A 14,243-nucleotide genomic window follows, 5' to 3' on the forward strand; every position below is an offset into this window, starting at 1 on the left:
GGCAGCCACAAACTGCTCTGGGTGGGCTCGATCCGATCGCCAGCGGCCTGCCGGGGTTGCAGCCCCGGCAGGCCATTCCTCTCGGAACACCCCAATCAATATCCGATTGCGCTATTACAAGGGTGGGCAAAGCGTAGCGTGCCCACCAATTGCTCGCGACAACGCCGATGAATGGTGGGCACGGCGCGCGAAGAGCGCGCCTTTGCCCACCCTACGAACTCCGAAAAAAGGGGAATATTCATGGCCTCCATCCACAACGACATCTCCCTCCCCGCCTCCGCGCGCGACGTCTGGGACGCGGTGCGTGATTTCGGCGCGCTGCATCGGCGGCTGGTGCCGGGCTTCGTCACCGCGTGCACGCTCGACGGCGATGCACGCATCGTCACCTTTGCCAACGGCTCGGTGGCGCGCGAGGTGCTGGTCGATTGCGACGATACGCGGCGACGCCTCGTCTATGCCATCAACAACGAGCGGCTAAGGCATTACAGCGCCTCGGTGCAGGTCATTGCCGAGGGCGAGACGAGCTGCCGCCTCGTCTGGATCATCGACATGCTGCCGAACGAGCTCGCGCCCTACGTTCAGGGGCAAACCAAGGAGGCGGTGGCCGCCATGCACAAGGCGTTTCCGCCCGCTTCGGCCTGATCATTCACTGTGAGTTGTCTCACAGAAGCGCGTCCTCGCCGGCCGTAACCATGCCCCTCGTGCGTCCGGTCGGCTCTGCTCTCCCGGCGGCGCCACGCACGCGAGGAGCATGCCATGAGAGGTGCGGACAAGGTGATCTGTCAGGCGGCCGCGGTGCTGCTGCTGTTTTCGATCTCGAGCGTGCCGGCAAAGGCGCAACTCCTCGGCGGCGGAGGAGCTGGCGGCGAGGACATGATGACCCAGATGGCGCCGATGCTGGAGATGATGAAGGCGAAGATGGGCAAACGCCGCTTCGCCATGCTGATGCAGACCATGGGGCCGATGATGAGCCGCATGATGGAGAACGGCGGCGGCGGGCTCGGCGGCTTGATGGGCGGCGGCAATTTCGGCGGCGGATTCGGTGCACCGAGCTATGGCGGCTACACCCCGATGGGCGGCGGCACCATGCCGGTCGGGATCGGTAGCATGGGCGGCGGCGACATCATGGGCATGCTCGGCGGCACCGGTGGCAGCGACATGATGGCGATGATCCCGCAATTGATGCGGCTCGCCAATACCGGCGGTGGCGGCCATCGCCGCCACAAGCGTCGCTAGTCGACAACAAGAGCAGGCGCGATTGCAGGCTTGCCCTCGCGCGGTCCCCAGCGTGTCAGCACGACGCTGGAGCACGACAAGAGGCCGAGCACGACCATCGAGCTCGCGGCGAGCCAGAAGAAGCTCTGCGCGCTGGCGCCGTGCCTCGACAGCCACCAGCCGATTCCGGCGATGTAGATCAGCCGCGCGGTCTGCGCCAGCACGGGCCCGATCACCTTGGCCGCGCCTTGCGAGGAGAAATACATCGTCGTTGCCAGGCCGAAGAAGGCGTAGAACGGCCCGACCGTCGAAAGATATTGATGGCTCGCCGCGCGCACCGCCACACTGTCGGTGAACATGTTGACCCAGAGATCGGGGAAGATCGCAACGAGGCACGCCGGCACGCCGACCGCCACGAAAGCAGCAACGCTGGCGGTCCAGGCGATGCGCCGGGCCCGCGCGATGCGGCCGGCGCCGATCGCCATCCCGACCATCGGCACGCAGGCGATGCCGAACGAGAATGCGATCGAGGTCAGCAGGAATTCGAGCCGCGCGCCGACGCCGTAGCCGGCGAGGATCGCAGTGCCGAACTGCGCCAGCATGTGCGTGAAGATCGAGATCGTCAGCACCGATTGCAGCGGCGAGAAGCAGGCGATGGCGCCGACCTTGAGGATGTCGAAGAACATCGCCCATTGGATGCGCAGGCCGCGCAGCTTCAGCGTGATCCGCGCGCGGCCGGAGAACAGGTACCAGCTCATGATGCCGATGTTCATAGTGTAGGCGATCAGCGCGCCAGCGGCGACGCCGCGCATGCCGAACTGCGGCACTGGCCCGAGCCCGAGACCGAGCGTGCCGCCGAGCACGATCTGCCAGGCCGCGGAGTTGAGGATCAGGAACGACGGCAGCTTCATGTTGCCGGTACCGCGCAAGATGCCCGCCATGGTGTTAAGCAGCCAGGGCAGCACGGCGCCGCCGAAGAACACCTGCGTGTAGGCGATCGCATGCGTCAACACATCGCCGCGGCCGCCGAGCATCTCGAGCAGCCTCGGCCCGAAGATCAACATGCCCAGCATGAAGACGAATCCGAAGCTGATGCCGATGAGCATCGCGTGCACGGCCAATGTGCCGGCGCGCTCGCGATTGCCGGCGCCGAGCGCACGCGCGATGGCCGAGGCCACCGCGCCGCCCATGGCGCCGCCGGACATCGTCATGGTCAGAATGATCGTCGGAAACACCAGCGCCATCGCCGCCAGCGCCTCGACGCCGAGCCGGCCGACATAGGAGGTCTCGGCGATCACCACGCAAATGCCGGCCGACAGACCGATCGCGTTCGGCCAAGCGAGCGAGAGCAGCGTCCGCAGGATCGGCCCATCCGTCAGAGCGCTTCTGATCGGCGCCGGAGGCGGCGGCAGCGGGCGCTCTTGCTCATCGACCGGGATTTCGGCGATGTCGGACATGTCCTCTCCCGGGCGCAGGCGCCGTTTGCAGCGCAGCAATCACTTGGTGTGCCAATGGCGTCGTTCGCGCGAATGGCGCGGCTGAGGCGTGTTAGCACGGCGTGCTCCGATTCTGCCTGCGCCCGATGCAGGCGTGCCCTGCGGCAGCGCATTTCAAGCGGTGGAATTCGTTCTTCTCCCTCTCCCCGTTCTTACGGGGCCGCGACGAGCCTTGCTCGCGCCGAGAGCGTCGGGGTGAGGGGCTCTATTCGCGAAGACGGCGAGAGCTGGACTCGCGGAGACTCCCCCTCATCCGGATTGCATCTTCGATGCAATCCGACCTCTCCCCGCAAGCGGGGCGAGGTGAGGCCCGCTGCGGCCGTCGCCTAACCGATGGTCCACACCAGCGGTGGGCGCCCGCCTACCGCGGTGCGCATCTGCACGCCGATGTGCCGGCCGCAGCCTGCGGCGAGCCCTTCGAACAATCCCTCCAGCACCTTGGCGCAGGCGCGATGATAATCGGCGACGTCGTCCATCAGCTTCCAGCTCTGCTGCCGGATCTCGAACGTGCCTTCCGATTGCGTCATCTCGGCCGCATCATCCTGCGCGGCGAGCAGCGCGTTCAGGAACGATGCGAATTCTCGCGCTCCGCCGCGGGTCGTCGCCAGCGCCGCGGCGACCTCGTCGAAATATTGCATGCCGATCAGCTTGCCGGTGAGGTGCAGCAGATAGCCGGCATCCTCCGGGCCGAACAGCTGCACCATCACGGGCGCGGCGGTGCGGACATATTCCATCGCGTAATTGCGATAGGCCTTTTCCAGCCGCGGTCTTGGCCAGCTCGCGACCGGCAAGGCGGGCGCCGTCTTCGCATCGAACAAAGGTGCTTCGAGGTGGCGCGCGAACACGAGGCGCTGGTCGAGCTCGAGCGGATGGTCGTAGAGATGGTAATAGCCTTCGAGCCCGTCCTGGCCGTCGACGCTCTGCTTGGTGCAGACGAAGCCGAGCCTGAGGTCGCCGAGGGCCGCGCCATTGTTGGCGTGCCAGCCGCGCAGCATGGCGCGTGAGACTTCGCCCGGCACGCCACAGATCGCAGTGCCCTTCCAGATCCAGCGCGGCGGCGGATAGCGGATCCAAGCCTTGGTGTCGCTCTCGTACATGTATTCGACATGAACGCCGCCGATCCAGTTGGAGAGATAGTGGTATTGCGCAGCCGCGACCGCCGGCGGCAGATGGTCGATCCCGAGCTTGCTGAGCCCCGGCAGGAAACGCTCCTGCTGCTGGCGACGAAGCACGCGGAAGACGAACTCTGCGGCATCCGCCGTGCCGCGGCGCGTGACGACGGTGAGGATCAGCCCGGTGAAGTAAGCGTGATAGAGATCGGCGACGGCGCGCCAGCGCTTCCATTGCGCGTGCTGCGCGAGGTCTGGTGCGATAGTCATGTTCGCTCCCGGCTTGTTGTTTTGCGGGAGTGTGTCATCGCGGATCGGGTGACGCAACCGGACGCGCTCTCGGTGTTATCGCCCGCGAAGGCGGGCGATCCAGTACTCCGAGATGGTCATGCTTGAATCGAGAGGCCGCGGCGTACTGGATTCCCCGCCTCCGCGGGGAATGACAGCGGTGGGTGAGGTTAGCACTACACCCTGAAATGCTTGCTGAGCTTCAGGCCTTGCGCCTGGTAATTCGAGCCGATGCGCTGGCCATACATCGCGTCGGGGCGGGCCAGCATCTTCTCGTAGACGAGGCGGCCGACGATCTGGCCGTGCTCGAGGATGAACGGCACCTCGCGCGAGCGCACTTCCAGCACGGCGCGCGATCCCAGCCCGCCAGCGCCGGCATAGCCGAAGCCGGGATCGAAAAAGCCGGCATAGTGCACGCGGAATTCGCCGACCAGGGGATCGAACGGCACCATCTCCGCGGCGTAGTCGGGAGGCACCTGCACCGCTTCCTTGGAGGCGAGGATGTAGAACTCGCCGGGGTCGAGGATCAGGCTGCCGTCGGGACGCGCCGAGATCGGCTCCCAGAAATCCTCCACCGCGTAGCCCGCGCGGCGGTCGACATCGACGACGCCGGTGTGGCGCTTGGCGCGGTAGCCGACGAAGCCGCTCGCCTTCTCGCCGGAGAGATCGACCGAGACGGCAACGCCGCCCGAGAGATCGGCATCGTCGATGTCGACGAGACGCTCGCTGGCGTGCAGCGCATCGAGCTCGTCGGCATTGAGGATGGCATCGCCGGTGCGGAAGCGCACCTGGCTGAGACGCGAGCCCTCGCGCACCAGCACCGGAAACGTCTTCGGGCTGATCTCGGCATAGAGCGGGCCGTGATAGCCGGCGCCGATCATGTCGAAGCGACGGGTGCCGTCGGCGATCACGCGGGTGAAGACGTCGAGCCGGCCGGTCGAGCTCTTCGGATTGGCGGCAGCGACGATCTCCGGCGGCAGCGCCAGACTCTCGAGCAACGGCACGATGTAGACGCAGTTGGTCTCGAGCACCGCGCCGTCGGCGAGGCTGAACTCGTGCAGCTTCAGCTCGTCGATGCGCTCGGCCACGGTGGCACCGGGCCCGGGGAGGAAGCTGGCGCGGACCCGATAGGCGATGTCGCCGAGGCGCAGATCGAGGCTCGCCGGCTGGATCTGGCTCTCGACGAAGTCGTAGGCGGGCAGGATGAGACCTTCTTCCGCCATCGCCGCTATCATGCGGTCGGGCAGGATACCATTGGCGTCGGCGGCGACCGTGAACGTCAACCGGGGGGTCCTCATCAGGGGCCGAATGCATCCGGACATGCCGGAAATACAAGTCTTTTACGGCTATCCGATGGACGCCTTGACGGAAAGGGCATTGCGGAATATGAGCATCACTTATCCCGTGGTGATTTGAGCCGGCCGGCTTGCAGCCACGTTAAATAAGTCGCTAAACAGGCCGGGGACCTCTGTGATCCCGGCCCGTGGAGATATCCAGGCCGGTTTTTTTGTGACCGTTTTCGCCTCGACGGTCATGTCGGAGAGGGTCCTATGTCGAAGTCGTCTGCCACTTATCGCCCCGAAACCCGCCTGGTCCATTCCGGCACCCTGCGCTCGCAATATGGCGAGACCTCGGAGGCGCTGTTCCTGACGCAAGGCTATGTCTACGCCAGCGCGGAGGAGTGCGAGGCGCGCTTCAAGGGCGAGGATCCCGGCTTCATCTATTCGCGCTATTCCAACCCGACGATTGCAATGTTCGAGCGCCGCATGATCGAGCTCGAGGGTGCCGAGGCCGCGCGCTCGGCGGCAACCGGCATGGCGGCGGTGACGACCGCGATCCTGGCGCCGCTCAAGGCCGGCGATCACGTGGTCGCCTCCCGTGCGCTGTTCGGCTCCTGCCTCTACGTCATCCAGGACCTGTTGCCGCGCTACGGCATCGAGGCCACGCTGGTCGACGGGCTCGATCTCGACCAGTGGCAACGCGCGCTGAGGCCCAACACCAAGACGTTCTTCCTGGAGAGCCCGACCAACCCGACGCTGGACGTGCTCGACATTCCCTCGATTGCCGAGATCGCGCACAAGGGCGGCGCGCGGCTCGTCGTCGACAACGTGTTTGCAACCCCGATCTGGCAGAGCCCGCTCGCGCTCGGCGCCGACGTCGTCGTCTACTCTGCGACCAAGCACATCGACGGCCAGGGCCGCTGTCTCGGCGGCATCATCCTGTCCTCCGAAGCCTTCATTGCCGAGCACATCCACAATTTCATGCGCCAGACCGGCCCGTCGATTTCGCCGTTCAATGCCTGGGTCCTGCTCAAGGGCCTGGAGACGCTGGGCGTGCGCGTGCGCGCGCAGACCGACAATGCCGCGCGCATCGCCGAGGCGCTGGCCAGCCATCCCAAGATCTCGCGACTGGTCTATCCCGGCCGCGCCGATCATCCGCAGGCGGCGCTGGTGAAGAAGCAGATGCGCGGCGGCTCGACGCTGGTCGGCTTCGAGGTGAAGGGCGGCAAGGCGGCGGCGTTCCGTGTGCTCAACGAATTGAAGCTCGCCAAGATCTCCAACAATCTCGGCGACGCCAAGAGCCTCGTCACGCATCCGGCGACCACGACGCATCAGCGCCTCAAGCCGGAAGACCGCGCCGCGCTCGGCATCAGCGAGGGATTTATCCGCTTCTCGGCGGGGCTCGAGCACGCGGATGACCTGATCGAGGATCTCACCGCGGCGCTGGAGAAGGCGTGAGGGAAGCGAGGTCTCGTAGGGTGGATTAGCCGAAGGCGTAATCCACCTCTGCTGCATCCGCGGAGATAGACAGTGGTGGGTTACGGCTTCGCCTAACCCACCCTACGCACCCTCTCACATCGGCCGGTACGTTCTCACATCGGCGGGCACGCTCACACCGAGCTTGATCTGGCCGACGGAGCGGATGATGTCGTCGCCGAGCAGCTGGGCGAAGCAGGCATAGCCCCAATCGTTCATGTGCAGGCCGTCGGCGATGACGAAGCCCTCGACCGGGATCGACTGGTTCTCGTGCCAGTCGCGCATCACCTCGAAGCGCGGGAAAATGCCGACCTTGCGGAGCTCGGCGACGTTGCCGAGCAGCTTGATCATCTTGCCGGCGCTCTCCTTGCGCTGGTTGACGGCCGGCGAATATTGCGGATCGACCAGCACGATGTCGGTGCCGCCGGCGGCCTGAATGCGGTTGATGCCGTCCTCCACCAGCTTGACGGTCTCGCCGGGATCGAGATTGCGCAGCACGGCGTTGGTGCCGACCTGCCAGATCACGAGATCCGGATGCCTGTCGATCACCTGCGTCTGCAGACGCTTCATCATCTCGGGGGCGTCCTCGCCGCCGACGCCGGCATTGATGACGCTGATGTCGGCAGTCGGATAGTGCCGGCGCAGCTGCGCGGCGAGACGATTGGGGTAATTGAACTCCGGCGAGCTCGCGCCGAACCCTTGAGTCGACGAGGAGCCGAACGCGACGATGACGACGGGCTGGCCGGCGACCAGCTTGCTCGCAACATGCGGCAGCGAGCCCATCGCCTTGGAGCCGCCCTTCGGCGGCAGGCAGGGCACGCGGCTGAAGATGTCGGCGGCGGACTTTGCGACCTCCTTCACCTTGTCGATGGCGCGCGAGGTGACGCCGCGCTGCTCGGGCGACCTCGCGGCGACGGTGGTCTGGGACGGCGTAGCGGGCGCGGGATCAGGCGACTGGGCGGGTGCGGGGGTCGCCGGCTGTGCAGCCGGCGTCTGCGCATGCGAGGCGGGCGTCAGCAACAACAGCACTGCTGTTGCAGGCACGGCCAGCCATGACGTCAGGCAAAAAGGGCGGAGAGAACTCATTAACGCTAGACCTCAATTTTGCTGCTGGGCCGGCTCCAGATGAGCAGCGTCAATCACGAACTGTGCCAACGCCCGGCCAAGGCAATCATGGACCTGCTTCGCCAGCTCAGGCCCGCGGGACGGGTTGAACAGGTCGAACTGGCCCTGTTCATTCCACTGCCGCATGATCGCGAAACGATCGAACAGCGGGATGTCGTGCTCCTGTGCCACGACGCGCATATTATCGAGAAAAGGCTGCGCCGAGATCATGGTCTCGGTGCGCGGGCTATATTGCAAATTCATCAAGACGACGTCCGCCCCTGACTTTTGCAGCGCAACAACCCCGTCGGTCACCGCGCTACGAAATTCGTCGGGATCGATGGATCGGATAGCATCCACGGTCCCGGTCTGCCAGATGACCAAAGTAGGCGTTTTTGCTTCCATCAGCTTAACGAAGGTGGACGCGGTCTCCTCTGCCGTTTTCTTGCTCTGTATTTCTACGGAGACGTGCACCGGCTCGGAGGGCGGCAGTTTCTCCTTGAGGATCGCCTCCATGCGCGCCGGATAGGAGCTGCTCTCCGACGACGGAATCGTGGTCGAGCGGCTGCCGATCACCAGGATGTCGAGCGGTTTGCCGGCCTTGATCGCCTCGGCGACCTTGGGCAGCTGGCTTTCGCTGGTCAGCAGATAGGACGGCAGTTCGCAGGCCGCAGGCATAGGGGATGCGGCAGACGTGGCATCGCCCGCGCGCGCCGTGGGCGCGGCGAGGTTACCGCATAGCAGGACCAGGCTCAGGAGAACCTTCGCCTTCATCAGCCCCCTCCCGCCAGATCGGCGTTGCCGACGGCGTTTTTGGTTTTCGCACCGCTCTTGTCAGCCACACGCTTGTACCACGAAATGACCCAGGCCACCCCCCACATGATCAGGACTCCGGAGAGGCTAATCAACGCATGCATGACCGGCCCGCCGGAGATTTCGGCGAGGACGAAATGGCCGGCAAAGGCCAGGAAGACGCCGAGGCAGAAGATCTCGAGCGAATGCTGACCACATAGAATCAATGGTCGTAGCCAGCGCGATTTCAAGCCCGGCCAATCGCGGGGCAGGAAGCGTACGGTCAGCGCCGCCAGCGCCAGGAAGTGCGCGAAGCGCAGCACGTCGAGGTCGGTCTTGTCGATCGGATACATCCATTGTTCGATCTGCTTCGGCATGAACTGGGAGAGCTGGGGCACGTACCAGGTCAAGGTCACGTAGAACGCCGCGATGAGATAGGCGATCGAGATCCACATCGTCACGGGCGAGGCCAGGATGCCCGACATGCGACGCGCACCTCCGAGCGCGCACCAGGCACCAAACACGAACAGCAATTGCCAGGCGAACGGATTGAAGGCCCAGAAGCCGTTCGGATAGGCCGACAGGTAAAGGTCGTACTCCCAGGTCACCGCGTAGAGCAGGACCGACAGCCCGAGCGTGACGTCCGGCCGCCATTTCATCGACCACAGGATCAGCGGCAGCGCCAGCATCAGCACGATGTAGAGCGGCAGCACGTCCATGTTGACGGGACGGAAGCGCAGCAGCAGCGCCTGCACGATGACGACGTCGGGCTGCTTGAGGAAGTCCATGATGCCCATCTCTTCGGTGTAGAGCGGGTTCTCGAACCTGGTCGCGACATAGGAGATCTCGGCGAGGAAGATCGTGAACAGGAAGACGTGGGCGACGTAAATCTGCCAGACCCGGCGCAGGATGCGCGCGGTGGCGATGAGAACGCCGCTCTCCAGCATGGCCCGGCCATAGACGAAGGCCGCGGTGTAGCCGGAGATGAAGATGAAGATCTCGGTGGCGTCGCTGAGGCCGTAATTGCGGATCGTGAACCAGGTCAGCAGACTGGGCGGCAGATGGTCGATGAAGATCAGCCACAGCGCGAGGCCGCGGAACAGATCGAGCCGGAGCTCGCGCTCGCCGATGGCGGGCAGCGTGATGGCCGGCGCTGCGGCGCGCGCCTTGGTCCCTGCGGGCTTGGCGCCCGCGGTTCCTGCGATGGTCGATCCCGTCACTTGGTCGGCAATGGTCATCGGGGCCTGGAAACCCTTCCGCAAATCGCGACGTTGAAGCAGTGTAATGGTCCGGCTGTCGTCTCGCAAAGCGTCCGGATCACATCAGGGTGTCTCCCTCGGTGGTGTGCTTTCCCGCCAATTCTGGCGGGACGATGTCGCCAAGGCGCCCGCGGGGGTTTGGTTCCCGGGGCGGATTTCGGTATGATGACAGCCATGTACCGCGCCGTGACCCGCCAGATCGAAGTGACCGTCGAGCCGAACTTTGTTCCGGAGCAATCGTCGGCCGACCGCTCGCGCTACTTCTGGTCCTACACCATCGTCATCACCAATTCGGGCGAGGAGACCGTGCAGCTCAAGACGCGGCACTGGATCATCACCGATGCCTCCGGCCGCCAGCAGGAGGTGAAGGGCGAAGGCGTGGTCGGCGAGCAGCCGATCCTCGCCCCCGGCGAGCGCTTCGAATACACCTCCGGCGTGCCGCTCTCGACCGCCTCGGGCTTCATGACCGGCCGCTACCAGATGGTCAGCGAAACCGGCGAACGCTTCGAGATCGACGTGCCGACGTTTTCGCTGGACAGCCCCGACAACAAGCGGGTGTTGAATTAGAGAGGCGAGTTCGCCGTAACACTCACAACTGTCATGCCCCGGCTTGACCGGGGCATCCAGTACGCCGCGGCCTCTCGTTTCGATCAGCATCGTCTCGGAGTACTGGATCGCCCGATCAAGTCGGGCGATGACACCGCGCGTGTGGCACTGCTCCACTCGACATTGCGAGTGCAGCGACGCGGGTAGGCTCAGGCGTCCTCGACGCCCGCCTCGTGCGGCGTGAACTGATACACCGACGAGCAGAACTCGCAGGTGACGACGACCTTGTCGTCCTTGACCATGGCGGCGCGGTCGTCGTGCGAGAAGCTCTTGAGCATCGCGGCGACCGCATCGCGCGAGCAGGAGCACCGCGCCTCGAGCACCTGCGGATTGAACACGCGCACACCGCGCTCGTGGAAGAGGCGGTAGAGCAACCGCTCGCCGGAGAGCTCGGGATCGATCAGCTCGACGTCTTCGACCGTCTCGATCAGCGAGCGTGCCTCGACCCAGGCATCGTCTTCCGCGACGCTGTGCACCTCGGTGCCGTCGGGCGCATCGCCGGGATGCAAGTCCGCCTGCCGCGCGCGCTCCGGCGCCTTCGGCAGAAATTGCATCAGCATGCCGCCGGCGCGCCAGCGATGCTTGCCGCCGTCGCTCGAGCGCCACTCCTCGCCGACCGCGAGGCGCACGCGCGTCGGGATCTGCTCGGAGCGCAGGAAATATTCGTGGGCGGCGTCTTCCAGGCTGCCGCCGTCGAGCGCAACCAGGCCCTGGTAACGGCTCATGTCGGGGCCCTGGTCGATGGTCATGGCGAGATGGCCGCGGCCGAGCAGCGTGCCGGAATCCTTGGCCGTGCCCAGGCGCGAGGCGTCAAAGCGCGCATAGGCGCGCAGGCGGTCCGGGGCCTTGTAGTCGACCACCAGGAACGACACCGGACCGTCGGTCTGCGCCTGAAGAATGAAGCGGCCCTCGAATTTCAGCGTCGAGCCGAGCAGCGTCGTCAGCACGATGGCCTCGCCGAGCAGCTTGCCCACGGCTGCGGGATAATCGTGCTTGGTGAGGATGTCGTCGAGCGCGGGGCCAAGCCGCACCAGGCGCCCGCGCACGTCAAGCGCGTCGACCTCGTAAGGCAGCACGGCGTCATCGATCGGAACCGATGATGGCGCGCGAACCGGGCCTTCAGGCCCGGTGTTCATGTCAGGAGATTGGGAAACCATGGCGCTTTATCTGGGGTCGGAGGGCGGAAATGGAAGGGGGCGCGTTCCGGATGCGATGAGGGTGCACAACGCTACAGCAAGCTCGGTGTCGTCCCGGGGCGCGCAACGCGCGAGCCCGGGACCCATAACCACAGGACCACGTCATCGAGCGAGATGGCAACTCCGACTCTTCGCCAAACGACTTCCTGTGGTTATGGGTCCCGGATCTGCGCGCGCTTTTGGCGCGCTTGTCCGGGACGACAATTGCGTGTGAGGCCGCAGCGGGGCCTCTGGCGGGCCTACTTCACCGCGTCGAAGCACCAGGCCAAAATGCCCTTCTGCGCGTGCAGGCGGTTTTCGGCCTCGTCGAACACGACCGATTGCGGCCCGTCGATCACCTCGTCGGTGACCTCCTCGCCGCGATGGGCCGGCAGGCAATGCATGAACAGCGCATCTCGCTTCGCCAGCGACATCAGCTTGGCATTGACCTGGTAGGGCTTGAGCACGTTGTGGCGGTGCTCGCCCTCCTTATCGCCCATCGACACCCAGGTGTCGGTGACGACGCAATCGGCGCCGCGCACGGCGGCTTCCGGATCGGTGCCGAGCACGATCGGCGCGCCCGTCGCCCTGATCCAGTCGCGCATGACCTTTTTCGGTGCGAGCTCCGGCGGCGTTGCGACATTGAGCTGGAATTTGAAGCGCTCGGCGGCATGGGCCCAGGACGCCAGCACGTTGTTGTCGTCGCCGGTCCAGGCCACCGTCTTGCCCTCGATCGGGCCGCGATGTTCCTCATAGGTCATGAGGTCGGCCATCACCTGGCAGGGATGCGAACGCCGCGTCAGACCGTTGATGACGGGCACGGTGGCGTTGGCCGCAAGCTCCAGCAGCGCATCATGGTTGAGGATGCGGATCATGATGGCGTCGACATAGCGCGACAGAACCCGCGCGGTGTCGGCGATGGTCTCGCCGCGGCCGAGCTGCATCTCGGCGCCGGTGAGCATGATCGCCTCGCCGCCGAGCTGGCGCATGCCGACGTCGAACGAGACGCGGGTGCGGGTCGAGGGACGCTCGAAGATCATCGCCAGCGTCTTGCCTTCGAGCGGCCTGACCGGCTGCTGCGCCTTCTGCTTCGCCTTCATCGCCGAAGAGGCGGCGAGCATGCTCTTGAGCTCCGAGAGCGGCAGCTCGTTGATGTCCAGGAAGTGCTTGGGAGCTTTGTTGGGCGTCGTGCTCATCAGCTTGCCGCCCGCTTGGTCTGGCTGGAGGAGATCGCAGCGCAGGCGCGCTCTAACCGGCCGACGCTGTCCTCGATCTCCGCTTCCGTGACGATCAGGGGCGGCAGGAAGCGCACGACATTGTCGCCGGCCCCGACGGTGAGCAGCTTTTCGGCGCGCAGCGCCGCGACGAGATCGCCCGAGGGCACCACCGCTTTGATACCGATCAGGAGGCCCTCGCCGCGCACCTCGCTGACGATTTCGGGATGACGATCGATCACGGAGGCGAGCTTCTGCTTGAGCAGCAGCGACATCTTCTGCACGTGGTCGAAGAAGCCGGGCTTGAGCATGACATCGAGCACGGCGTTGGCAGCCGAGATCGCGAGCGGATTGCCGCCGAAGGTGGAGCCGTGCGAGCCGGGCCCCATGCCGGCCGCCGCGTCCGCGGTCGCCAGCACCGCGCCGATCGGAAAGCCGCCGCCGAGCGCCTTGGCGAGCGACATCGCATCCGGTGTGACGCCGGTGCGCTTGTAGGCAAAGAGCTCGCCGGTGCGGCCCATGCCGGTCTGCACCTCGTCGAAGGCGAGCAACAGGCCGCGCTCGTTACAGAGTTCGCGCAGCGCCCTCAGGAAGGCGTGAGGTGCAGAACGAACGCCACCCTCGCCCTGGATCGGCTCGATGAGAATGCCGGCGGTGTGCGGACCACTCGCCTTCTTCACGGCGTCGAGGTCGCCGTGCGGCACCTGATCGAAGCCGTCCATCGGCGGACCGAAGCCCTCGAGATATTTCGCAGAGCCGGTGGCGGCGAGCGTCGCCAGCGTGCGGCCATGGAAGGCACCCTCGAAGGTGATCATGCGGTAACGCTCCGGATGCCCCTTGGAGAAGTGATGGTGGCGCACCAGCTTGATCACGCCTTCCAGCGCCTCGGCGCCGGAATTGCAGAAGAACACGAAGTCCGCAAAGCTCTCATTGCAGAGGCGGCTTGCGAGCTTCTCGCCGTCAGGGCTCTGGAACAGATTCGACATGTGCCAGAGCTTGGTCGCCTGCTCCTGCAATGCCTTGACCAGCGCGGGATGGACATGGCCGAGCGCATTCACCGCAACACCCGAGGTGAAATCGAGATAGCGATCGCCGTTGGTCGCGATCAGCCAGCAGCCTTCGCCGCGCTCGAAACCGAGGTCGGCCCTGGCGAAAACGGGGAGCAAATGCGGCGCTGCGCTGTTAGTCATGACGTCACTTGAATGTTGCGGACGGTGTGAGGCATGCAT

13 protein-coding genes and 1 riboswitch are annotated in these 14,243 nt (G+C 65.4%); of the genes, 4 read left to right on the plus strand and 9 right to left on the minus strand.

The annotated features are described in order from the left end of the window. The first annotated feature begins 240 nt into the window (after nucleotides 1-240). Nucleotides 241-642 (plus strand): SRPBCC family protein, encoded by a 402-nt coding sequence (locus I6F28_RS22510; RefSeq protein WP_225141120.1) that lies wholly within the window; start codon nucleotides 241-243, stop codon nucleotides 640-642. A 114-nt stretch (nucleotides 643-756) separates the two neighbouring features. After that, nucleotides 757-1,236, plus strand: coding sequence for a hypothetical protein (locus I6F28_RS22515; RefSeq protein WP_225141122.1), 480 nt, complete (start codon nucleotides 757-759; stop codon nucleotides 1,234-1,236). Here the strand turns inward: I6F28_RS22515 and I6F28_RS22520 are convergent. The 3 genes from I6F28_RS22520 to I6F28_RS22530 form a co-directional block, all read right to left on the minus strand. Then, on the minus strand, nucleotides 1,233-2,672 hold the full coding sequence (locus I6F28_RS22520) for an MATE family efflux transporter (RefSeq protein ID WP_225141123.1): 1,440 nt from the start codon (nucleotides 2,670-2,672) through the stop codon (nucleotides 1,233-1,235). The two genes, I6F28_RS22515 and I6F28_RS22520, sit on opposite strands and share 4 nt — an antisense overlap. A 365-nt stretch (nucleotides 2,673-3,037) precedes the next feature. Continuing rightward, complete coding sequence (locus I6F28_RS22525; protein ID WP_225141126.1) at nucleotides 3,038-4,090, minus strand: hypothetical protein; 1,053 nt, start codon at nucleotides 4,088-4,090, stop codon at nucleotides 3,038-3,040. Nucleotides 4,091-4,284: 194 nt separating this feature from the next. Then, nucleotides 4,285-5,406: a 2'-deoxycytidine 5'-triphosphate deaminase gene (locus I6F28_RS22530; RefSeq protein WP_425248827.1), complete on the minus strand. Its 1,122-nt coding sequence runs from the start codon at nucleotides 5,404-5,406 to the stop codon at nucleotides 4,285-4,287. A 96-nt stretch (nucleotides 5,407-5,502) separates the two neighbouring features. Then, a riboswitch (SAM riboswitch) is annotated at nucleotides 5,503-5,582 on the plus strand. Nucleotides 5,583-5,658: 76 nt separating this feature from the next. Between I6F28_RS22530 and I6F28_RS22535 the strand changes: the two genes are divergently transcribed. Next, nucleotides 5,659-6,846: an O-succinylhomoserine sulfhydrylase gene (locus I6F28_RS22535; protein WP_225141128.1), complete on the plus strand. Its 1,188-nt coding sequence runs from the start codon at nucleotides 5,659-5,661 to the stop codon at nucleotides 6,844-6,846. Nucleotides 6,847-6,960: 114 nt separating this feature from the next. On the opposite strand, the gene I6F28_RS22540 is transcribed toward I6F28_RS22535, so the two are convergent. From I6F28_RS22540 to I6F28_RS22550, 3 genes are read right to left on the minus strand one after another with little or no spacing between them, the layout of a single operon-like run. Beyond that, entirely contained in the window at nucleotides 6,961-7,950 is a 990-nt protein-coding gene (locus I6F28_RS22540) for an SGNH/GDSL hydrolase family protein (RefSeq protein WP_225141130.1), read from the minus strand. 12 nt (nucleotides 7,951-7,962) lie between these two features. Beyond that, entirely contained in the window at nucleotides 7,963-8,742 is a 780-nt protein-coding gene (locus tag I6F28_RS22545; RefSeq protein ID WP_225141132.1) for an SGNH/GDSL hydrolase family protein, read from the minus strand. Further along, entirely contained in the window at nucleotides 8,742-9,998 is a 1,257-nt protein-coding gene (locus I6F28_RS22550) for an OpgC domain-containing protein (RefSeq protein WP_035996371.1), read from the minus strand. Before I6F28_RS22550 ends, I6F28_RS22545 begins: the two co-directional genes overlap by 1 nt. A gap of 195 nt (nucleotides 9,999-10,193) precedes the next feature. Between I6F28_RS22550 and apaG the strand changes: the two genes are divergently transcribed. Beyond that, on the plus strand, nucleotides 10,194-10,586 hold the full coding sequence (gene apaG / locus I6F28_RS22555; protein ID WP_024337101.1) for a Co2+/Mg2+ efflux facilitator ApaG/CorD: 393 nt from the start codon (nucleotides 10,194-10,196) through the stop codon (nucleotides 10,584-10,586). Nucleotides 10,587-10,774: 188 nt separating this feature from the next. On the opposite strand, the gene I6F28_RS22560 is transcribed toward apaG, so the two are convergent. The 3 genes from I6F28_RS22560 to I6F28_RS22570 form a co-directional block, all read right to left on the minus strand. After that, nucleotides 10,775-11,782: an Hsp33 family molecular chaperone gene (locus I6F28_RS22560; protein WP_109142180.1), complete on the minus strand. Its 1,008-nt coding sequence runs from the start codon at nucleotides 11,780-11,782 to the stop codon at nucleotides 10,775-10,777. Nucleotides 11,783-12,060: 278 nt separating this feature from the next. Beyond that, nucleotides 12,061-12,996, minus strand: a complete 936-nt coding sequence (argF, locus tag I6F28_RS22565) for an ornithine carbamoyltransferase (RefSeq protein WP_225141134.1) — start codon at nucleotides 12,994-12,996, stop codon at nucleotides 12,061-12,063. Then, nucleotides 12,996-14,204 carry an aspartate aminotransferase family protein gene (locus I6F28_RS22570; RefSeq protein ID WP_225141136.1) on the minus strand — a complete coding sequence of 403 codons (1,209 nt, stop codon included), beginning with the start codon at nucleotides 14,202-14,204 and terminating at the stop codon, nucleotides 12,996-12,998. Before I6F28_RS22570 ends, argF begins: the two co-directional genes overlap by 1 nt. Nucleotides 14,205-14,243 lie beyond the last annotated feature (39 nt).

The sequence above is a fragment of the Bradyrhizobium sp. NBAIM14 genome, from assembly GCF_020193895.1.
GTDB lineage: Bacteria > Pseudomonadota > Alphaproteobacteria > Rhizobiales > Xanthobacteraceae > Bradyrhizobium > Bradyrhizobium yuanmingense.